This window comes from Streptomyces sp. PsTaAH-124 (genome assembly GCF_000373685.1).
In the GTDB taxonomy this organism is placed as follows: domain Bacteria; phylum Actinomycetota; class Actinomycetes; order Streptomycetales; family Streptomycetaceae; genus Streptomyces; species Streptomyces andamanensis.
In genome coordinates this window covers 162,817-182,585 of record NZ_KB892162.1, presented here as the reverse complement: position 1 = coordinate 182,585, position 19,769 = coordinate 162,817, and the positions used below count along the sequence as shown (strand labels likewise).

Below are 19,769 nucleotides of genomic sequence, written 5' to 3'. Positions count from 1 at the left end.
GGGGAGAAGGGGGTAGAGGCGGTCTCGGACTGCGGGAGCGCAGGAGGCCACAAGCTTGTTTGATCGCAAACGGTAGGGCCGGGCGACGCGCTCCCGCAAGAGGGGCGTCACGGAAATTTATCCATCCGGATAGCTATTGACCAGGGCCCTGCCGCTTCCTATCTTGTTTGAAGCCAAACGAGTTGGGGATCCGGTGTCCCCCCGTGTCCCTTGGCCGGGGCCCGGCCCCCGCGGCCGGGCCCCTTCTCCACCACCCCGACGCCCCCTCAGCCCCAGGAGGACCGGCCATGAAGGTCGTCGTCGACATGAACAAGTGCCAGGACCACGGCCAGTGCGTCTTCGCCGCCCCCGACGTCTTCTCCTTCGACGACACCGGACACCTGGCCCACGTCCCCGACCCCGACGAGACACTGCGCGACGACGTCGAGGAGGCCGCCGACGTCTGTCCGCTCCAGGCCATCCGGATCGAGGACTGAGCCGTGCGCGCCACCGTCGTCGTGGCCGGCGCCTCCCTGGCCGGCCTGCGCACCGCCGAACAACTGCGCGCGGCGGGCTGGGACGGCCCGGTCACGCTCGTGGGGGACGAACCCCACATGCCCTACAACCGCCCGCCCCTCTCCAAGGAGGTGCTGGCGGGCCGGGCGTCCTTCGCCTCGCTCGCCCTCAGACCCCGCCCCGCCGTCCACGACGTGCGCTGGCGGCTGGGCACCCGCGTCGTCCGCGCCGACCTCGACCGGCGCACCGTCACCCTCGCCGACGGCGAGACCCTGCCGTACGGCGGACTCGTCGTCGCCACCGGCACCCGCCCCCGCCGGCTCGACTGCCCCGGTCCGCGCACCGGCCGGCACACCGTGCGCACCCTCGACGACGTCCGGGGCCTGCGCACGGCGCTCACCCGGCCGGGCGCACGGGTGGTCGTGGTGGGCGCCGGGTTCATCGGCTGCGAGGTCGCCGCCACCGCCGTCGCCCTCGGCGCCGCCGAGGTCACCGTCGTCGACCCGCTGCCCCTGCCCATGGTCCGCCCGCTCGGCGAACTGCTCGCCACCGCCCTGCTGGCGCGCCACGAACGGCGGGGAGTGCGCTTCGCCCTCGGCACCGGCGTGACGGCGTTCACGGGCGACGACCGCGTCACCGGGGCCGTCCTGGCCGACGGCACGGTCCTCGCCGCCGACGTCGTCGTCGAGTCGGTCGGCTCCCTGCCCAACACCGAATGGCTCGACGGCAACGGCCTGGACCTCACCGACGGCGTACGCACCGACGCGCAGCTGCGCGCCGGCGGCCGCCCCGACGTGATCGCCGTCGGCGACATCGCCCGCTTCCCCAACGCCCGCTACGACGGCGTACCGCGCCGCGTGGAGCACTGGTCGATGCCGAGCGACACCGCCCGGCACGCCGCCCGCACCCTCACCGCCCACCTCACCGGCACCGCAGAAGCCCGCGCGCCGTTCGCGCCGCTGCCCACCTTCTGGAGCGACCAGCACGACGTCCGGCTCCAGTCCTTCGGCGCCCCCGCGCTCGGTCTCGACGACGTCCGTGTCCTCGACGGCGACCCGGCCGGGGACCTGGTCGTCGGCTACCACCGCGGCGGGCGCCCGGTGGGCGTCGCCGCCCTCGGCGGACCGGCCGCCGCCGCTGCCGCCGCCCGCCACCGCGCCGCCCTGGCGCGGCCGCCCGCCCTCATCGCGTAAGGAACAGCAGCCATGACCACCGTCCGCGGATTCCTCCACCCCAAGACGGCGACGGGCACCTCGTCGCTGATCCCCGCGCCGCCCTGGCGCTACTCCGGCGACCTGCTGACCGTCGAGTACCGCACCGACCCGGACCGGGTGCGCGCCCTGCTGCCCGAACCGCTCGAACTCGCCGAGGAGGACCCCGGCGCGGTCGCGCTGATCTGGGCCGACTGGCAGTCCTGCTCGGCCTCGGGCGCGGAACTCCTCGACCCGGTGCTCGCCCAGTACAAGGAGGCGTTCGCGGTCGTCCGCTGCCGCTACCGGGGCCGGACCTACAGCCGCTGCGTGTACATCTGGGTCGACAAGGACTTCGCGATCGCCCGCGGCCTGCACCAGGGCTACCCGAAGAAGCTCGGCTCGATCCACCAGACCCGCCCGCACCCCTACGGACCCGCGCCCCGCATCGAGGCCGGGGCCCGCTTCGGCGCCACCCTCGCCGCCGCCGACCGGCGCCTGGCCCAGGCCGTCGTCACCCTGCGCGAACCCGCCCCGGCCAACGGCTTCGTCAACGCCCACCCGATGGCCCACCACCGCTGGCTGCCCTCCGTCGAGAAGGGCGGCGGCCTCGCCCTGGACGAACTGGTCGAGTCCGGCGCCGCCTCCTTCGAGGGCGGCCCTTCCTGGGTGGGCGACGCCGACCTGGAGCTGTTCGCCTCGCCCACCGAGGAACTGGCCCACCTGGAGATCCGCGAGCCGATCGCCGCGTACTACCGCCAGGTCGGCGTGGTCTGGGACGGCGGCCGGCTGCTGGAGTCGCACACCTCCGGCGCCCAGTGACCGCACCGCAGACCCCGAGGAGCCCCACCGCATGAGCACACATCTCACCACCGTCGCCGGAGTCCCCGTCGACACCCGGCACTTCATCGGCGGCGAACGCGTCGCCTCCACCGAGACCTTCACCGACGTGTCCCCCATCGACGGCAGTGTCCTCGCCGAGATCTCCCGGGGCACCGCCATGGAGGCCGCGGCGGCCGTCGCCGCCGCCAAGGCCGCGTTCCCCGCCTGGGCCGCCACCCCGCGCGCCGAACGCGCCCGCCTCCTGCACGCGATCGCCGACGGCGTCGAGCGGCGCCTGGAGGAACTCGCCCTGGTCGAGACCACCGACAACGGCGCCCTGCTGCGCTCCCACCGCCGCGGTGTCATGCCCCGTGTCGCCCACAACTTCCGCTTCTTCGCGAACTGGTTGCTCGAACTCGGCCACGAGGACTTCACCACCCGCGGCCACACCAACCACGTCACCTGGGACCCCGCCGGACCCTGCGTGCTGATCACCCCGTGGAACGCCCCGTTGATGCTGGCCACCTGGAAGGTCGCCCCCGCACTCGCGGCCGGAGACACGGTCGTCCTCAAGCCCGCCGAATGGTCCCCGCTCACCGCCTCGCTGCTCGCCGACATCGCCGCCGAGGCCGGACTGCCCGCCGGTGTCCTCAACGTCGTCCAGGGCTACGGCTCCGAGGTCGGCGACCCCCTCACCGCGCACCCGGACGTGCGCCGCATCAGCTTCACCGGATCCGTGCCGACCGCCCGGCACATCTCCGCGTCCGCCGCCGCGAACCTCACCCCGCTCAGTCTCGAACTCGGCGGCAAATCACCCCTGCTGGTCTTCGCCGACGCCGACCTCGACCTGGCCGCCGGCCTCGCCGTCGAGCAGTACGACAACGCGGGCCAGGTGTGCCTGGCGGCCACCCGCATCCTGGTCGAGGCCCCGGTCGCCGAGGAGTTCACCCGCCGCTTCACCGAGAAGGCGGCCGCGCTGAGGCAGGGCGACCCGAGGGAGGAGACCACCGACATCGGGCCCACCATCCACCCCCGACAGCTGGAGAAGATCGACGGCTTCGTGCGGCGCGCACTGGAGGCGGGGGCCCGCGCGGTGATCGGCGGCCATCGGGGAGAGGGCCAGTACTACGTCCCCACCCTGCTCACCGATGTCCGGCAGGACTCCGAGATCGTGCAGGAGGAGGTCTTCGGACCCGTGCTGACCCTCCAGACGTTCGAGGACGAGGACGAGGCCGTACGCCTGGCCAACGACACCCGCTTCGGACTCGCCGCCACCGTCGCCACCGGCGACGCCGAACGCGCCGCACGGGTCACCGCACGCCTGGTCGCCGGAACCGTCTGGGTCAACTGCTTCTTCGTCCGCGACCTCAAGGCGCCCTTCGGCGGCTCCCGCCACTCCGGGGTCGGCCGCGAGGGCGGCACCTGGAGCTTCGACTTCTACTGCGACGTCAAGAACACCGTCACCGCGCCGAAGGGATTCAAGGACCATGGGTGAGATCGTCGGGGCGGGACTGCTCGCCCATGTGCCCACCATCGTGCTCCCCGAGAAGACCCGCCGGGAACTGAACGAGGGCAAGGAGGTCACCCTCGTCACCGGCCTCAGGCAACTGCGCCGGGACGTCTTCGAGCGCGACGACTACGACACCGTGGTCGTCCTGGACTCCCACTGGGCCACCACCGTCGAGTTCGTCGTCACCGCGCAGCACCGCCGGGCCGGCCTGTTCACCTCCGAGGAGCTGCCGCGCGGCATGTGCCGCATGCCCTACGACTTCCCGGGTGACCCCGAACTCGCCCGCAACATCGCCTCGTTCGCCGGGACACACGGCACCTGGATCACCCCGATCGACGACACCTACCTGCCGGTCTACTACGCCACGCTCAACCTGTGGAAGTACCTCGGCGAGGGCCTGCCCGACAAGCGCTGGGTGTCCATCGGCGTCTGCCAGACCGGCGACATGGAGGACCATCTGCGCCTGGGCCGCGCCCTGGCCGACGGCATCGCCGCCACCCCCGGCCGCCGGGTGCTGCTGATCGCCTCCGGCGCGCTGTCGCACACCTTCTGGCCGCTGCGCGAGCTGCGCGACCACGAGGCCAGCGACCCGGCGCACATCTTCACCCCCGAGGCCCGCGCGGCCGACCTGGAGCGCATCGACTGGTTCCGGCAGGGCCGCCACGACAAGGTCCTCGACACCATGGACACGTTCTGGAAGTACCGGCCCGAGGCGAAGTTCTTCCACTACCTGATGATGGCCGGCGCCCTGGGCGAGCAGGCGTGCACCGCCCCCGGCCGCCAGTACGGCGAGTACGAGAACTCCGTCGGCACCGGCCAGGTCCACCTCTGGTTCGACCGTCCCGAGGACGGCTGGACCGGCGCGGGACCGACCACCCCCGCCTCCTCCGCCCGCACCCACCGCGACCGCGCCTAGAAAGGCCCCGCCCCATGCCCGAGTACCGCCGCATCCTCCTGGACGGCCAGGTGACGGAGACCGTCCGCGACGGCGACGAACTGGTCGCCGGGGACGGCCGCCGCGTCCCGGCCTCGGCCGCGGTCCACCTCCCGCCGGTCGTCCCGTCCAAGGTCGTCGCCGTCCACCTCAACCACCGCAGCCGGGTGGAGGAGTTCGGCATCGGCCTGCCCGCCACCCCCACCTACTTCCACAAGCCGGTCTCCGCGCTCAACGCCCACGGGGGCGCGATCGTCCGGCCCGAGGGCTGCAAGTGGCTCAACTACGAGGGCGAGGTGGCGATCGTCATCGGCAGGACCGCGCGCAACATCTCCCCTTCCGAGGCGGGCGCGTACATCGCGGGCTACACCGTGGCCAACGACTACGGGCTGCACGACTTCCGCGACACCGACGCCGGGTCCATGCTCCGGGTCAAGGGCTCCGACACCCTGTGCCCGCTCGGCCCCGGCCTGGTCACCGACTGGGACTTCCACGGCAAGCGGCTGCGCACCTATGTCAACGGCCAGGTGGTGCAGGACGGTTCGACCGACGAGATGCAGTGGGACATGCACTACCTCGTCGCCGACATCGCCCGCACCATCACCCTGTACCCGGGCGACGTCCTGCTGTCCGGGACCCCGGCCAACTCCCGTCCGGTGCGGCCGGGGGACGTGGTCGAGGTCGAGGTGGAGGGTCTCGGCCGGCTCACCAACCACATCGTGAGCGGCCCCACCGCGATCCGCGCGGACGTCGGCGCCCAGCCGACCGAGTCGGAGGAGGTCCTGTCCACCGCGCTCGGCGGCGACTGGGAGTTCCGCGGCATCAGGCCGCCGCGGCGCTGAGCGGGGCGCCGCCGGTAGGGTCGGGGGCATGACCGACCCCCAGGAGCCCGCGGACGGCCGCCGCGGCCGCAAGCGCGTGACGCACTACGGCACCGGACGGGTCGCCCTGCTGGACGCCGCCGTCCGCGTGGTGGCCCGGGTCGGTCTGCGCGGGCTCACCTACCGGGCGGTCGCCGAGGAGGCCGGGGTCACCCACGGTCTCGTCGTGCACCACTTCGGCTCCCGGGACGCGCTCATCGAGGAGGCCGTAGACCACGCGGTCCGCGCCTCGCTCGGCGTCAGCGCCCTGGAGGGCGGCACGGGCCGGGCACCGGACTTCGCCGCGGGCCTCGGGGAGATGGTGGAGGCCGGTCCCGACCTCCAGGCGTTCCAGTACGAGCTGATGCTGGAGGCCCGGCGCAGGCCGGAGCTGCTGCCGCAGCTGCGCGCCCTGTACGAGGGGTACTTCGAGACCGCCGGGAGCGAGCTGTCCCGGATCCTCGGCGACCAGGCCGACCGGGGCCTGTCCCGGCTGGTCTTCGCCGCGCTGGAGGGCCTCGTGCTGCACCAGCTCGTCTTCGGCGAGCGCGAGGTGACCGAGGAGGCGCTGGCGCGGCTGCGGGACCTGCTCGCCGGACTGGCCGCGGACGGCCGGGACGCCGAAGGCACCCCCGCCGCCGACACCGGCACCGCCACCGGCACCAGCACCGGCGACGCGTCCGGGAGCTGAGCGCGCCCGATCCCCGCCGTACCCGCGGCCGGGTGGCCTCGGGCCGCCCGGCCGCGGCCGTGTGCCGCCGAGGACGGTCCGATTCCTGTCGTCCGCACCCCTTGTCAAACGGATAGTCCCGCACCACCATGGGGCAACTCGTTTGGGCCGAAACGACTTCCCCCTTCTTCTGGCAGGTGAATCCGAGTGGACAGTCACACGGCGCCCGCGGAGCGGACCGTACGGGACGCCCCCGCCGCAGCCGCGCTCAAACCCGACGCCCTGGGTGTCCTGGGCATCCTCTTCTTCGTCCTGTCCGGCCAGGCCCCCCTGACCGGCATCGCCGGGGCGGCCCCGATCTCGGTCGCCATCGGCAACGGCGCGGGCACCCCCGCCGCCTATCTGCTGGCGGGCGCGGTCATCCTCCTCTTCTCCGTCGGGTTCGTCGCCATGGGCCGCCATGTCGTCGACGCCGGTGCCTTCTACACGTACATCGGCAAGGGCCTCGGCCCGACCACCGGCGCCGGCAGCGCCGCCGTGGCGCTGTTCTCCTACTGCGTCATCCAGGCGGCCATGTACGGCCTGTACGGCGCCACCCTGAGCACCCTGGTCGCCCATGACACGGGCCTGCGCCTGCCCTGGTGGGTGTGGACGCTGGCGACCATGGCCCTGGTCCAGGCACTCGCCGCCACGGGCATCGAGGTCGGCGCCAAGGTGCTGGCCCTGCTGGTGTGCGCCGAGTTCACCGTCCTGCTCGTCTTCGGCCTGGTCACCCTGGTGAAGGGGGGCGGCCCCGAGGGCCTGGGCGCCGCCGCCAGCTTCTCCCCGTCCGCGGCCCTCCAGGGCGCGCCGGGAGTCGCCGTCATGTTCGCGGTGGCGTCCATGTTCGGCTTCGAGGCCACCGCCATCTACGGCGAGGAGGCCCGCGACCCCAAGCGGACCGTGCCGCGCGCCACCTACCTCTCCGTCGTGGTGGTGACCTGCTTCTTCGCCCTGACCTCCTGGATGCTGGTCGCGGCCCACGGGGCGTCCAGGGCACCGGGGGCGGCGGCCGCGGCGCTGGCGGGCGGGGACGCCTCGGACTTCGTGTTCGCGCCGATCGCCGCGCTGTTCGGCCACTGGATCGACGCCGTGCTGCCCGTCCTGCTCGCCACCTCGCTCTTCGCGGGCATCCTCACCTTCCACAACTCCGCCAACCGTTACCTGTTCGCGCTCAGCCGCGACCGGCTGCTGCCGCGGGGCCTGGGCAGGCTCAACGCACGCCACGCCCCCTGGGCCGCCGGTTGCGCGCAGACCGTCATCGCCCTGGCCCTCGTCGTCCCGTTCGCCCTGCTCGGCAAGGACCCCGTGGTGAGCCTCTTCTCCTGGTTCAGCGGACTGGCCGTCCTGGCGATGATGCTGCTCTACCTGCTGACGTCCCTCTCGGTGATCGTCTTCTTCCGCCGCACCGGCCTCGACCGCCGCCGCTGGAACACCGTGCTCGCCCCGGCCCTGGGAGCGGCCGGTCTCGCGGGTGCCGTCTGGCTGATCCTGGCCAACTTCACCACCCTGATCGGCGGCGACACGGGCACGGCCGTCCGGCTCGTGCTCTCGGTACCGGTGGTGATGCTGCTCGGCATCGGCGCCGACCGGCTGCGCCGCCGGGGCACCGCGGCCACCGGCTGACCCGCGGCCGCCGAACACCGCCCCGCCTCCCCCCGTCCCGCCCCCTTCCTCCCTCTCTCCCGCACCCCTCCGGTCCGCACCACCAACGAAAAGAGGACGCACGGTGGACGCCACCCACGACGACTGGATCCGCCGGGCCAAGGCGCTCCGGCCGAACGGCGCACACGTCATCGACGGCCGCGACCACGCGGCGGACCGCACCTTCCCCGTCGTCTCCCCGAGGGACGGCCAGGTGCTCGCCGAGGTGGCCGACGCGGACGCGACCCAGGTGGACCTGGCCGTCACCGCGGCCCGCCGCGCCTTCGACGACGGCCCCTGGCCGCGCCTGGCACCCGCCGAGCGCGGCCGGACCCTGCTGCGCGTGGCCGACCTGATCGAACAGCGGCGGGCGGACCTCGCCCTCACCGTGAGCCTGGAGATGGGCAAGCCGATCAGCGACGCCCACGACATCGAACTGCGCGCCCTGATCAACACCTTCCGCTGGTACGGGCAGCTCGCCGACAAGCTCACCGACGAGTCCCCGCACACCGCGCCCGACGCCCTGGCCCTGGTCACCCGCGAACCGGCGGGCGTCGTGGGCGCCGTCGTCCCCTGGAACTTCCCCCTCACCCTGGCCGGCTGGAAGATCGCCCCCGCCCTCGCCGCCGGGTGCACGGTCGTCCTCAAGCCCTCGGAGCACGCACCGCTGTCCGCCCTGGCACTCGCCCGCACCGCCGCCGAGGCAGGTCTGCCGCCCGGTGTCCTCAACGTCGTCAACGGCGACGGACCGGGCGCCGGACGGGCCCTCGGCCTCCATCCCGGCGTCGACGTCCTCGCCTTCACCGGCTCGACCGCCGTCGGCCGCCACTTCCTGCGCTACGCCGCCGACTCCAACCTCAAGCGCGTCTGGCTCGAACTGGGCGGCAAGTCACCCAACATCGTCCTGCCCGACGCCCCCGACCTGGACCGGGCCGCCGCCACCGCCGCCTGGGGCATCTTCTTCAACCAGGGCGAGATGTGCACCGCGCCCTCCCGGCTGCTGGTGCACACCTCCGTCGCCGAACGCGTCACCGAGGCCGTCGTCGCCCGCGCCCGCGCACTGCGCGTCGGCGACCCCCTCGACCCGGCCACCGAGATGGGCGCGCTGGTCGGCCACGATCACCTCGACCGCGTACTCGGACACATCAGGACAGGCACCGGCTCCGGCGCCCGGCTGCGCACCGGCGGAGAACGCACCCTGACCGGCACCGGAGGCACGTATCTCCAGCCCACCGTCTTCGACCGCGTCCCACCGGACAGCGCGCTCGCACGCGAGGAGATCTTCGGGCCCGTCCTGTCCGTCCTCGCCTTCGACGACCTCGACGAGGCCGTGGCCCTCGCCAACGCCACCGACTACGGACTCGCCGCCGGACTGTGGACCTCCGACCTGTCCACCGCCCACCGCGTCTCCCGCGCCCTGCGGGCCGGCACCGTCTGGGTCAACTGCTATGAGGAGGGCGACCTCACCGTGCCCTTCGGCGGCATGAAGCAGTCGGGCAACGGACGGGACAAGTCCGTGCACGCCCTGGAGAAGTACACCGAACTGAAGACCACCTGGATCCAGCTGTGAACGACACCCGCGCCGCCCACCGGCCCCTCGTCGCCGTCCCGGCCCGCTTCTCCGCCTCCGCCTCGGCGCTGCGCCACGCGGCCGAGGTCAACGCCCGCGCCCTGGTCGAGGCCGTCTGGCGGGCGGGCGGCGAGCCCGCCACCATCCACCCCCACGCCCCCGGCGGCGTCTGCGACCCGGCCCAGGCAGCCGCCCGGCTCGCCCGCTTCGACGCAGTCCTGCTCCCCGGCGGCGGGGACCTCGCCCCCCACCGCTACGGGGCGCACGAGGCGCACGCGGCCGTCTACGACGTGGACGACGAACAGGACGCCTTCGACCTGGAGGTGGCCCGGCAGGCACTCGCGCTGAGGCTGCCGCTGCTGGCGGTCTGCCGGGGCCTCCAGGTGGTCAACACCGCCCTCGGCGGCACCCTGCACCAGGACATGGGCGGACCGGGCCGCGAGCACCGGCATCTGCGCCACCCGGTGTCCCTCACCCCCGGATCCGCCGTCGCCGCCGTCACCGGAGCCGACAAGGCCGAAGCCTCCTGCTACCACCATCAGCACGTCGACCGGCTGGGCAGCGGCCTGACCGCCACCGCGTACGCCGCCGACGGCACCGTGGAGGCGGTCGAGCTGGAGGCGGCGGGGCCCGGGACCGGCGGCTGGTTCCTGGCCGTGCAGTGGCATCCGGAGGACACGGCCCGCGAGGACCCCGCCCAGCAGCGGCTGTTCGACGCACTGGTCGCCGCCGCGCGCGGCACCCGCTGACCGGGCGGCGCGGCGGGGGCGGTTCAGCCCTTGGCGCGCCGCCCGCCGCGCCGCGGCGCCAGCTCGGCGCCCGCCAGCAGCGCCCTGCGGCGGTCCTCGCCGTGCTGCTCCACCTGGAGGACCACACGCCGCAGGGTGGCCGCCAGGCCGCTGCACTCCTCGGTGGTCAACTGCGAGGTGACGAAGGCCTCTTCGTCGTTGAACGCGGGGAAGACACGGCGCATGAACTCCTCGCCCTCCCCGGTCAGGCTCAGCAGCACGAGCCGCCCGTCGGTCGGGTGCCCCGCCCGGCGCAGCAGCCCCCGCGACTCCAGGGTGCGGGCCACACCCGTGAGGGTGCCCTTGGAGATGCCCGCCTCCTCGGCGACGTGCCGGGTCTCCGACTCGCCCCACACCCACACCACCCAGAGCACCACGAACGCGGTCCAGGTGAGGTTCGAGCCGCGCAGTACGGAGTTCTCCAGGTGGTGGCGCACGGTGGAGGCGGCCCGGTAGATGTTGGCCACGGCCGCCATCTGCTCCCGCTGGACGGCGATGCCGCCCAGCTTGGCCTCCGCGAGCTTCTCCGCTTCGGTGATGGATCGCTGGCCGGGCAAGCGTGCTCCCTGGGTCTGGACAGCACCGGGCGGCGTGTCGGTCCGGCCGGTCGTTCGGGAACGAATTGTACGGGCGTGGCCGGCCCGGGGCCGAGGGAGACCGGGAAGGCCCCCGGCGCCGGGCCGGCCGTTCACGCGGGAGGGACGGCGCGCGGCGCGGTCACCGCTCCCGCTGCCGGGGCGTGCCCTGGTCGCGTTCGTACACGATCCGGCCGTCGAAGACGGTCAGGTCGATGTCGAGCCCGGGGATGTCGTGCGGATCGGTGGCGCGCAGATCGCCGCCGAGGACGCACAGGTCGGCGGCCTTGCCCGCTTCCACGGTGCCTTTCCAGGACTCGGCGAAGTCCTGCCGCGCCGCGTTGACCGTGTAGGCGCGCAGCGCCGTCTCCAGCGGGACGCACTGCCCGGGGCCGCTGACCCGTCCGGTGGCCTTGGACTCGCGCAGCATCATGGCGGCCACGCCCTGGCGCCAGTTGGGCGCGGTGATGGGGGCGTCGGAGCTGGCGCAGACCGCGATGCCCGCCTCGGCGGCGGAACGCACCGGCCACTGGTAGTCGGACCGTGCGCCGCCGACCACGTCGTCCATGAGGTCGGCGATGGTCCACTTGATGGCCGGGTTCATGTTGATGCCGTAGCCGTGCGCGGCCAGTTTCGCCAGGCTCGCCGGGGAGGCGAAGTCGCCGTGGATGACGTAGTGCCGGGCGTCGGGGCGCGGGTGGGCCCGGTCGGCGGCGACGAAGGCGTCGACCACCGCGTCGATGCCCCGGTCGCCGGTGACATGCACTCCGAGCTGGTGCCCGGCCGCGTGGGCGACCCGTATCATCTCGGCCAGTTCGGCCTCCTTCAGACCGGCGTCGGCGCCGTGCACGCACAGCCCGCCGTGGCCGCCGCCCGCGTACGGTTCGCTCATCCACGCGGTCTCGTTGGGCGGCACCCCGTCCGCGAACACCTTGACCCCGATGACGGCCAGCCGTTCCGGGTCCACGTCGTCCGGTACGGCGAGCCCGGCAAGACCCTCGGTGACATCGGCCGCCGAACCGCCCATCGGCGCCGGGAGCAGCAGGATCCGTACGCGGGCGGCCAGTTCGCCGCCGCGGGCCAGTTCGACGTACGCGTGGAGCGTGCCGGTGTCCAGGCCGCCGCCGAGGATCTGGGCGCCGCCCGGACCGAGGCCCGGCTCGGTGTAACTGGTGATGCCCTCGGCGTGCAGGGCGGCCACGGCCGTCCGGATCGCCGTCCTGCGCTGGGCCACGGTCGCGGGCGGGATCAGCTCCTGCACCAGCGCCTGGGCCGTCTCCTTCAGGATGCCGGTGGGCTCCCCGCCGGCGTCGGTCTCGATGACCCCGCCGGCCGGCGGCTCGCCCCCGCGGGCGACCCCGGCGAGTTCGAGCGCCCTGGAGTTCACCCAGACCATGTGGCCGGAGAAGTCGGTCAGGCAGACCGGGTGATCGGGGGCGGCGGCGTCCAGGTCACCGCGGGCGGGGCGGCGGCCCGGGTCGGCCAGGCACTCGGCGAGGTAGCCGACGTCCCAGCCGAGGCCGGTGATCCACTGCCCGGCGGGGGTGGTGGCCGCGGCCTGCCGTACGGCCTCGGCGACGTCGGCGATCGACCGGACCTCCGGATGCCCGAGGCTCAGCGCGAACGGCGGCCGGGTCAACGCCCAGGCGGCGGCGTGCAGATGGGAGTCGTTGATCCCGGGGAGCACGGTCCGCCCGGCGAGGTCGATGACCCGGGTGTCCGGTCCGGCCAGCGCGGCGATCTCCGCGTCGCTTCCCACGGCGAGGATCCGGTCGCCCGCCACGGCCACCGCCTGGGCCACGGAGAAGTCGTCGTCGATGGTCAGCACGTCGCCGCCGGTCAGGATGAGGTCCGCTGTCGTTGGCATCGGCGGCCTTTCTTGCAGAGGAGGAAGAGGAGGAAGAGGGGGGAGAGGAAGAGGGGGGAGGGGTCAGAGGTCCAGCACGCGCCGGAGCCAGGACCGGCGCGCGGCCAGGGCGGCACGGGTCACCTCGTGGTCGGGGGCGAACACGTCGAAGCCGTGGAACGCGCCCTGCCAGATGTGCAGTTCCGCCTGACCGCCGGTGGCCCAGATGCGGTGCGCGTAGGCCACGTCCTCGTCGCGGAACAGCTCCGCGCTGCCCGCCTCGACGAACGCGGGCGGCAGGCCCGACAGATCGGCCGCCCGCGCGGGGGCCGCGTACACCGACACGTCGGCCGTGCCGTCGCCCGCCTTCTCGCCGAGCAGTGCCCGCCAGCCCAGCAGGTTCATCTCCCGCTGCCAGGTGCCGAGCCCGTCGTACTGGTGGCTGGAGACGGTGGTGTTGCGGTCGTCGAGCATCGGGCACAGCAGCAGCTGCCCGGCCAGGTGCGGTCCGCCCCGGTCGCGTGCCAGCAGGGCCACACCCGCCGAGAGGCCGCCGCCCGCGCTGCCGCCCATGACGACGAGGCGGCGGGGATCGACGCCGAGCTCCGCGGTGTGCTCCGCCAGCCACCGCAGACCGGCGTAGCAGTCCTCGACCGGGGCCGGGTCCGGGTGCTCGGGGGCGAGGCGGTACTCGACGTTGACGGCGACCACGCCCAGTTCCTCGACGAGGGCGGCCAGACGTACGGTGTCCTGGTCGCGGTGGCCGCTGACCATGCCGCCGCCGTGGATGTTGTAGAGCCCCGGGACCGGCCCGGTGACGCGGCGCGGGCGCAGCACGGTGATGTCCAGGTCCGGCGCGCCGTCGGGCCCCGGGATCGTACGCTCCTCCGCGTCGATCTCGCGGCCGCCGACCACCTCGCCGACCGGCGGCACGGGGATGAGGGAGGCGGAGGCGCGCATCGCCTCGACGGTCGCGGGCGGTGCGGGCGCCTCACCGGACCCCCGGGACATGGCGTCGAGCACCGCCTCCAGGGCCGGGTCGAAGGGAACGGGCGTGACGGACATGGTGCTCCTGTCCTGGTGCGGGCCGACCGGTGGGGAAGGGGTGGCCGTGGGGAAGGGCGGCCATGGGGAAGGGGTGGCCGGGCGGGCGGCCGGGCTCACCCGGGGTGTGTGAAGGTGAGCGCGCGCGCCGGGTTGTCGACCATGATCGTGCGCAGGTCCCGTTCGCTCACCCCGAGGCCGCGCAGGGCGGGGAGAAAGTAGCGGGGGATGTAGTCGTAGCCCTTGCCGCCGTACTTCTTGAGCTGGATCTTCTGGCACACGTCGTGGCCGAGCAGGATCTGGTGGGCGTGGCCGCGTTCGACCAGTCCGGCGATGCCCCGGGCGACCTTGTGGTCACTGGTGAGGAACAGGTGTCCCCAGGGGCTGCCGGGCGACGCCAGGAAGTCGAACTCCACGAACACGCCCCGGGCCAGCACCCGTTCGCCGAACTCGGGGTCGGTGAGGATTTCACCGCCGTGCCCCAGGACGATGTTGGCGGGGTCGACGCCCTCCTCGTCCAGGATGTCGAGCACCCGGAACTTGTCCTCGCCGACACCGCCGACATGGAAGGTGACGGGGGCGCCGGTCAGCCTGCTCGCCCGGCCGCTCGCACGGACGCTCTTCAGCTCGTTGCCGGTCAACGGCACGGAATCCGCGCCGACTTCACCGATGATGCCCGACCGTACGCCGGTTCCGCCGGCGCCGAGGACGATGTCGCGCACGAGGGTGTCGCTGAGTTCGTCGACGGTGCGCTCGTCCATGTCGGAGGGATGGAACGTGGGGGTGTACCAGCCGCCGCCCATGACGACGTGCAGTCCGCTCGCCCGGGACAGCCGCAGCAGTGACCCGGGGTCGCGGCCGAGGCCGGCGGGGGAGACCTCGACCAGGGTGCCGCCGCCGCGGCGGGCGAAAGCCAGCACCTCGGTGAGCATCTCGTCGAAGTCGTCGCCCAGGATGTCGTTGTCGGCGTTCGGGCGGCCGTGGCGGGTGCGTGCGAGGGTGGCGAGCGTGAGCGGTTCGGCGGCCTCGGGCGCGTCCTCGCCCGGCCGGCAAAAGCCCGGCGGACGGCGCAGGTCGACGAAGACGTGCTCGTGCATGAGCGTCGGGCCGAGCACCGAGGGGTCCACCGGGCCCGCGACGGTGAGGACCTGCCCGGCGAGGTCGGGGATGTCAAAGGGGTGGCGGCTCACTGGTCCGTCCTCGGGGTCGTGAGGGTGAGCAGTCGGCGCGGGTTCGTCACGGTGACGGTCTCGACCAGGGCCTCGTCGGCACCGAGCATGCGCAAGTAGGGGACGAACTGCTCCAGGACGAAGCCGTATCCGCCGCCGCCGTAGGCGAGCAGCTGCGACTTGGCGCGCACGCCCTGGGAGAGCAGGATCTGTCCGGCACGGCCCCGGCGGGCGAGTTCGAGCACGGCCGCGGCGACGTCCTGGTCGTCGCAGACGCTGCGCACCGAGGGCAGCCGGCCGAGCCGGTCGAACTGCACGAACACCCCGCGTTCCAGCAGGGGTTCGAGGTCGTCGGGGCGCGGGGTGAGCGGGTCGCAGTGTCCGACCGCCACCCGGGCGAGGTCCGCGCCCTGCTCGGCGATCAGGTCGAGCACGCGCTGCTGGTCGGCCGGGTCCGCGCTGCGGTCGATCGTCAGGGCGGCGCCGGTGGCCGCCGAGGCCCGTGCCGCGGCGACGAGGACGGCGCGTTCGGCGCCCTCGCGCGGGTCGAGGGCGGCGAGCGCGCCGATGATGCCGGCCCGCACTCCGTCCACGCCCTCGGTGAGGTCGCGGACGATCTCCTCGGTGAGGCGGCCGGGGTCGTTCCCGGCCGGTTCGCCGGACCAGCCCGGGTGGTGGCATCCGCTGCCCATCACGATGTGCAGACCGCTCGCCTCGGCGATCCGGCGCAGACCGGCCGGGCGGCGGGCGAGCGCGTCGGTGGTGGCGTCCACCAGTGTGCCGCCCCCCGCGCGGCGCAGCGCGGTGGCCTCGGCGGTGGCCAGTTCCTCGTCGTCGAGCAGCCAGTCGTCCCGGTTGGGCGCCCCCATGCCCACCTCACCGAGCAGGTCCATGGTGAGCGGCGCCCGGTAGCGGGCGAGCCGCCCGGCGTCCGTGGGGCGCTCCCGTCCGGTGGCCGCCCAGGACGCGGGGGTGTCGTGGGGCGGGGCGAAGTCGCCCAGCAGGTGTTCGCGGGGGAGTACCGCGCCGAGCGCGTCCGGTGCGATCTCGCCGGTGACGGTGACGACCGTCTCCCGTGCTGCCCGCGCGGTTCCCGGCGGGTGTACCGCTGCTGCGGTCGGATCGGTGGTGGGCATGCGGTCAACGTAGCAGATGAGATCAGTAATCGTATACGATCTGGCATGGAAAAAGTCCCGCCGCCCGCGGAGTGTGCCGGGCGGCGGGACGATCAGCCGGGGGAGCGGCGGGTCCCGTACGGGCGGGCCGGGCGCGACAGCCGGGACACGCCGGTGGGCTACTGGATCGGTGGGCCGGTGGACCGGAGGGTCGGTGGACCGGGTCAGTCGGCCCGGGGCGCGTCCTGGGCGTGGTGCAGCGCGTCGGCTGTGGCGATCTTGTGCGCGCACGCGACCCGTTCGATCTCCTGGGCCTGCGCGCCCGCCGCGATCAGCTCCAGCATCCGCTCGTGCTCCTCGACCGAGCGGCGGGCCCGGCCGGGGACATAGGTGAACGTGGAACGGCGCATATGGTCCAGCCGTGCCCACTCCGCCTCCAGGAGCGCGACCAGATGCCGGTCCGGGCAGTGCTCGTACAGCGAGAAGTGGAACTCCCGGTTGAGCGCGGTGAAGGAGGCCGGGTCGAAGTCCTCCAGCGCCTTGACCATACGGGCGTTGACCTTCCGCGACCGATCGATGTCCCGTGCCGTCATGTGCGGCGCGCAGATCGCGGTCGCGTACCCCTCCAGCCGGGCCAGCACCTGCAAGGAGTGCTCCACCTGCGCCGCGTCGAAGACCGCCACCCGGGCGCCGATGTTGCGCTCGACCTCGACGAGCCCGTCGGACTGGAGCCGGCGCAGCGCCTCGCGCAGCGGGATGGTGCTCACCCCGGTCTCCCGCGCGAGCCGGCTGAGGACCAGCCGGTAGCCCGGACCGTAGGTGCCGTCGAGGATGCGCGAGCGCAGCAGGTCGTAACTGACCTCGGCCTTCGACTCCTTGGCCCGGGTCTGCTTCTGCGTGACACTCATCGCTGTCCCCTCGTCCTGGTCCGGCCGGCCCTGGCGCGGCCCCGGAACTGTACGCGGTCGGCGGTCCCCGGCGCATCGGCACCGGCCGCGCCGCACCTGGTCCTGCGCTCGGTCACCGGGCGAGGACCTCCAGGACCGCACGGCGGAAGGCGGCGTCGGCCAGGGCGTCCTGATGGCCGCCGGGCACCGTGGTCAGCTCCGCCCCCTCGATGCCGGCGACGATACGCTCGATCCCCCGGGTCATCACGTCGTCGGCGCCGACGACGAAGACCGGCGGGGTCGCCCCGGCCCAGCCCTGCGGGACGAACGGCGTACCGCGCAGGCCCTCGACGCACAGCGCCAGAGCGGCCGCCCGGTCCCCGTGGGCGCGGACCATGCCGGCGATCATCGCGGTGAAGGGATCGGCCGGTTCGGTGCCGTCGGCGACCGCGCGGTGCAGCGCCCGGACGTCGACCGCCTCGAAGGGCTCGGCCGGGCTGAGCCCGCCGAGCACCGCCCGGCGCAGCCGGTCGGGCGCCGCCCCGGCCAGCTCCCACAGCAGCCGCGCGCCCAGCGAGTAGCCGACGGCGTCGAACGCCGTGGCACCCGCCTCGTCCAGCACCGTCAGCAGGGCCGCGGCCAGCGCCGGAGCACCCGCCTCGGCCGCCGCCGAGGGCGCGGGGCTGTCCCCGTGGCCGGGCAGGTCGGGCACGAGCACCGTCCGTCCGGCGTCGGTCAGCGCCCGGACGGTCCCGGTCGCGACCCAGTCCCTGTCCCCGTCGGAGCCGAAGCCGTGCAGGAGCAGCACCGGCGGCGCGTCGGCGGCCGGGCCGGGGGAGGAGAAGCCTTGAGTGCCGGGAGTGCCGGGAGTGCCGGGAGTGCCGGGAGTGAACGTACGGACGGCCGGACCGGTTCGACCTTGCATCGTGTGGGCGCCCCTCACTGAGAGTTCCGAAGGTGGTGTCACTGTCATCACAGTGCCTCTTCCACTCTAGATCATGCATGATAGCGTATACGATTATTGAGGCCGCCGCGCTCGCCCCGGCCTCCCGGTATCTCCATGAGCCGCCTTCCGGCCGGCCAACCCCGGTCACCCCGGCGGCGACCGGCACCACCCCTCCTCGACCGGCCCCCGCCGCCGCTCACGCCCCAGGAGAACTCCCATGCCGCACCCGCTGGGAACCCAGCCGTCGAAGATCATCGCCGTCCATCTCAACTACCCGAGCCGGGCGAAGGAGCGTGGACGGATCCCCGCCCAGCCCTCCTACTTCCTCAAGCCGCCCTCCTCCCTGTCCGGCACCGGTGACCCCCTGGTGCGCCCGGCCGGCTGCGAACTCATGGCCTTCGAGGGCGAGATCGCCCTCGTCATCGGCCGCCACGCGCACCGGGTCACCCCCGAGCAGGGCTGGAGCCATGTCGCCTGGGTGACCGCGGCGAACGACGCAGGCGTCTACGACCTCCGGTACGCCGACCGCGGCTCCAACCTGCGCTCCAAGGGCGCCGACGGCTTCACCCCGCTCGGCCCCCGGCTGCTGGACGCCGCCACGCTCGACCCGGCCGCGCTGCGGCTGCGCACCTGGGTCAACGGCGAACTCGTCCAGGACGCCGACACGAGCACCCTGCTCTTCCCGTTCGGCACCCTGATCGCCGACCTCTCCCGGCTGGTCACCCTGGAGCCGGGCGACGTCATCCTCACCGGCACCCCGGCCGGGGCCTCCGTCGTCTCGCCCGGCGACGTCGTCGAGGTGGAGGTCGGCGACCCGGACCGTGAACTGTCCACCGGACGGCTGCGCAACACGGTGACCGAGGCCGCCCTCGACCTGGCCGACTGGGGTGCCATGCCCCGCGTCGACACCGCGCTGCGCGCCGACGCCTGGGGTCCCGGACACCTGCCCGGACCCGCCCTGGACCCGGGCCTCGCCGACGCGCTGCGCTCCGTCGCCACCGCCACCCTCAGCTCGCAGCTGCGCAAGCGCGGACTCCAGCACATGACGATCGACGGCGTGCGCCCCACCCGGCCCGGCGACACCCTCGTCGGCACCGCCCACACCCTGCGCTATCTGCCGCTGCGCGAGGACCTGTTCCAGAAGTACGGCAACGGCATGAACGCCCAGAAGCGCGCCGTGGAGGAACTGCGCCCCGGCCAGGTGCTCGTGATGGACGCCCGCCGTGACCCCACCGCCGGCACCATCGGCGACATCCTGGCCCTGCGCGCCAAGATGCGCGGCGCGGCCGGCATCGTCACCGACGGCGCCCTGCGCGACAGCGCCGCCGTCGCCGCCCTCGACCTGCCCACGTACTACGCCGCCGAGCACCCCGCGGTCCTGGGCCGCCGCCATGTCCCCTGGGACACCGGCGTGCCCGTGGCCTGCGGCGGAGCGCTCGTACAGCCCGGCGACATCCTCGTCGGCGACGCCGACGGCGTGGTCGTCGTCCCGCCCGACCTGGCCGGGCAGCTCGCCGCCGACAGCGCCGAGCAGGAACTCCAGGAGCGCTACATCGCCGAGCAGGTGGCGGCGGGCGAGCCCATCGAGGGCCTCTACCCGCTCGGTCCCGCCCGGCAGGACGCCTACCGGCGGTGGCGCGAGACCGAGACCCGGTCCTGACCGCG

General features: G+C 73.8%; 18 protein-coding genes. 11 read left to right on the top strand and 7 right to left on the bottom strand.

The features are described 5' to 3' along the window. Positions 1-287: 287 nt before the first annotated feature. The 10 genes from B086_RS0109195 to B086_RS0109150 all read left to right on the top strand — a co-directional run bounded on the left by B086_RS0109195 (position 288) and on the right by B086_RS0109150 (position 10,483). Entirely contained in the window at positions 288-476 is a 189-nt protein-coding gene (locus tag B086_RS0109195; protein WP_018566121.1) for a ferredoxin, read from the top strand. A gap of 3 nt (positions 477-479) precedes the next feature. Further along, positions 480-1,688: an NAD(P)/FAD-dependent oxidoreductase gene (locus B086_RS0109190; protein WP_018566120.1), complete on the top strand. Its 1,209-nt coding sequence runs from the start codon at positions 480-482 to the stop codon at positions 1,686-1,688. 12 nt (positions 1,689-1,700) lie between these two features. Further along, on the top strand, positions 1,701-2,507 hold the full coding sequence (locus tag B086_RS0109185; protein WP_018566119.1) for an acetoacetate decarboxylase family protein: 807 nt from the start codon (positions 1,701-1,703) through the stop codon (positions 2,505-2,507). Between the two features lie 31 nt (positions 2,508-2,538). Beyond that, positions 2,539-4,002 carry an aldehyde dehydrogenase gene (locus B086_RS0109180; RefSeq protein ID WP_018566118.1) on the top strand — a complete coding sequence of 488 codons (1,464 nt, stop codon included), beginning with the start codon at positions 2,539-2,541 and terminating at the stop codon, positions 4,000-4,002. Next, positions 3,995-4,933, top strand: a complete 939-nt coding sequence (locus B086_RS0109175; RefSeq protein ID WP_018566117.1) for a 3,4-dihydroxyphenylacetate 2,3-dioxygenase — start codon at positions 3,995-3,997, stop codon at positions 4,931-4,933. The genes B086_RS0109180 and B086_RS0109175 overlap by 8 nt, the downstream gene beginning before the upstream one ends. Before the next feature lie 14 nt (positions 4,934-4,947). Further along, positions 4,948-5,793 carry a fumarylacetoacetate hydrolase family protein gene (locus tag B086_RS0109170; protein ID WP_018566116.1) on the top strand — a complete coding sequence of 282 codons (846 nt, stop codon included), beginning with the start codon at positions 4,948-4,950 and terminating at the stop codon, positions 5,791-5,793. A gap of 28 nt (positions 5,794-5,821) precedes the next feature. Next, positions 5,822-6,502, top strand: a complete 681-nt coding sequence (locus B086_RS0109165) for a TetR/AcrR family transcriptional regulator (RefSeq protein ID WP_018566115.1) — start codon at positions 5,822-5,824, stop codon at positions 6,500-6,502. 186 nt (positions 6,503-6,688) lie between these two features. Next, entirely contained in the window at positions 6,689-8,146 is a 1,458-nt protein-coding gene (locus B086_RS0109160; RefSeq protein ID WP_018566114.1) for an APC family permease, read from the top strand. Positions 8,147-8,249: 103 nt separating this feature from the next. After that, a complete protein-coding gene (locus B086_RS0109155; RefSeq protein ID WP_018566113.1) occupies positions 8,250-9,734 on the top strand; it encodes an aldehyde dehydrogenase in 1,485 nt (494 codons plus the stop codon). After that, positions 9,731-10,483, top strand: a complete 753-nt coding sequence (locus tag B086_RS0109150; RefSeq protein ID WP_018566112.1) for a gamma-glutamyl-gamma-aminobutyrate hydrolase family protein — start codon at positions 9,731-9,733, stop codon at positions 10,481-10,483. Before B086_RS0109155 ends, B086_RS0109150 begins: the two co-directional genes overlap by 4 nt. A gap of 23 nt (positions 10,484-10,506) precedes the next feature. Here the strand turns inward: B086_RS0109150 and B086_RS0109145 are convergent, their stop codons facing one another. The 7 genes from B086_RS0109145 to B086_RS0109115 all read right to left on the bottom strand — a co-directional run bounded on the left by B086_RS0109145 (position 10,507) and on the right by B086_RS0109115 (position 18,083). Then, on the bottom strand, positions 10,507-11,079 hold the full coding sequence (locus B086_RS0109145; protein ID WP_018566111.1) for a MarR family winged helix-turn-helix transcriptional regulator: 573 nt from the start codon (positions 11,077-11,079) through the stop codon (positions 10,507-10,509). Positions 11,080-11,239: 160 nt separating this feature from the next. Next, positions 11,240-12,964: an amidohydrolase gene (locus B086_RS0109140; RefSeq protein WP_018566110.1), complete on the bottom strand. Its 1,725-nt coding sequence runs from the start codon at positions 12,962-12,964 to the stop codon at positions 11,240-11,242. A 63-nt stretch (positions 12,965-13,027) separates the two neighbouring features. Continuing rightward, positions 13,028-14,008 (bottom strand): alpha/beta hydrolase, encoded by a 981-nt coding sequence (locus B086_RS0109135; protein WP_018566109.1) that lies wholly within the window; start codon positions 14,006-14,008, stop codon positions 13,028-13,030. 95 nt (positions 14,009-14,103) lie between these two features. Continuing rightward, positions 14,104-15,177 (bottom strand): phosphotriesterase family protein, encoded by a 1,074-nt coding sequence (locus B086_RS0109130; RefSeq protein ID WP_018566108.1) that lies wholly within the window; start codon positions 15,175-15,177, stop codon positions 14,104-14,106. Further along, complete coding sequence (locus tag B086_RS0109125; protein WP_018566107.1) at positions 15,174-16,292, bottom strand: phosphotriesterase; 1,119 nt, start codon at positions 16,290-16,292, stop codon at positions 15,174-15,176. The genes B086_RS0109130 and B086_RS0109125 overlap by 4 nt, the downstream gene beginning before the upstream one ends. Positions 16,293-16,495: 203 nt before the next feature. Next, positions 16,496-17,179, bottom strand: a complete 684-nt coding sequence (locus B086_RS0109120) for a GntR family transcriptional regulator (protein WP_018566106.1) — start codon at positions 17,177-17,179, stop codon at positions 16,496-16,498. A gap of 112 nt (positions 17,180-17,291) precedes the next feature. After that, positions 17,292-18,083 carry an alpha/beta fold hydrolase gene (locus B086_RS0109115; protein ID WP_106436049.1) on the bottom strand — a complete coding sequence of 264 codons (792 nt, stop codon included), beginning with the start codon at positions 18,081-18,083 and terminating at the stop codon, positions 17,292-17,294. 238 nt (positions 18,084-18,321) lie between these two features. Here B086_RS0109115 and B086_RS0109110 point away from each other — a divergent pair, with 238 nt between their 5' ends. Next, complete coding sequence (locus tag B086_RS0109110; RefSeq protein WP_018566104.1) at positions 18,322-19,764, top strand: fumarylacetoacetate hydrolase family protein; 1,443 nt, start codon at positions 18,322-18,324, stop codon at positions 19,762-19,764. The last annotated feature ends 5 nt before the right edge of the window (positions 19,765-19,769 follow it).

Excerpts from the sequence above, each read along its gene's own strand:
- B086_RS0109195 (WP_018566121.1), top strand. The coding sequence starts at position 288 with ATGAAGGTCGTCGTCGACATGAACAAGTGCCAGGACCACGGCCAGTGC.
- B086_RS0109185 (WP_018566119.1), top strand. The coding sequence starts at position 1,701 with ATGACCACCGTCCGCGGATTCCTCCACCCCAAGACGGCGACGGGCACC.
- B086_RS0109180 (WP_018566118.1), top strand. The coding sequence starts at position 2,539 with ATGAGCACACATCTCACCACCGTCGCCGGAGTCCCCGTCGACACCCGG.
- B086_RS0109175 (WP_018566117.1), top strand. The coding sequence starts at position 3,995 with ATGGGTGAGATCGTCGGGGCGGGACTGCTCGCCCATGTGCCCACCATC.
- B086_RS0109170 (WP_018566116.1), top strand. The coding sequence starts at position 4,948 with ATGCCCGAGTACCGCCGCATCCTCCTGGACGGCCAGGTGACGGAGACC.
- B086_RS0109165 (WP_018566115.1), top strand. The coding sequence starts at position 5,822 with ATGACCGACCCCCAGGAGCCCGCGGACGGCCGCCGCGGCCGCAAGCGC.
- B086_RS0109140 (WP_018566110.1), bottom strand. The coding sequence starts at position 12,964 with ATGCCAACGACAGCGGACCTCATCCTGACCGGCGGCGACGTGCTGACC.
- B086_RS0109135 (WP_018566109.1), bottom strand. The coding sequence starts at position 14,008 with ATGTCCGTCACGCCCGTTCCCTTCGACCCGGCCCTGGAGGCGGTGCTC.
- B086_RS0109125 (WP_018566107.1), bottom strand. The coding sequence starts at position 16,292 with ATGCCCACCACCGATCCGACCGCAGCAGCGGTACACCCGCCGGGAACC.
- B086_RS0109120 (WP_018566106.1), bottom strand. The coding sequence starts at position 17,179 with ATGAGTGTCACGCAGAAGCAGACCCGGGCCAAGGAGTCGAAGGCCGAG.
- B086_RS0109115 (WP_106436049.1), bottom strand. The coding sequence starts at position 18,083 with ATGCAAGGTCGAACCGGTCCGGCCGTCCGTACGTTCACTCCCGGCACT.
- B086_RS0109110 (WP_018566104.1), top strand. The coding sequence starts at position 18,322 with ATGCCGCACCCGCTGGGAACCCAGCCGTCGAAGATCATCGCCGTCCAT.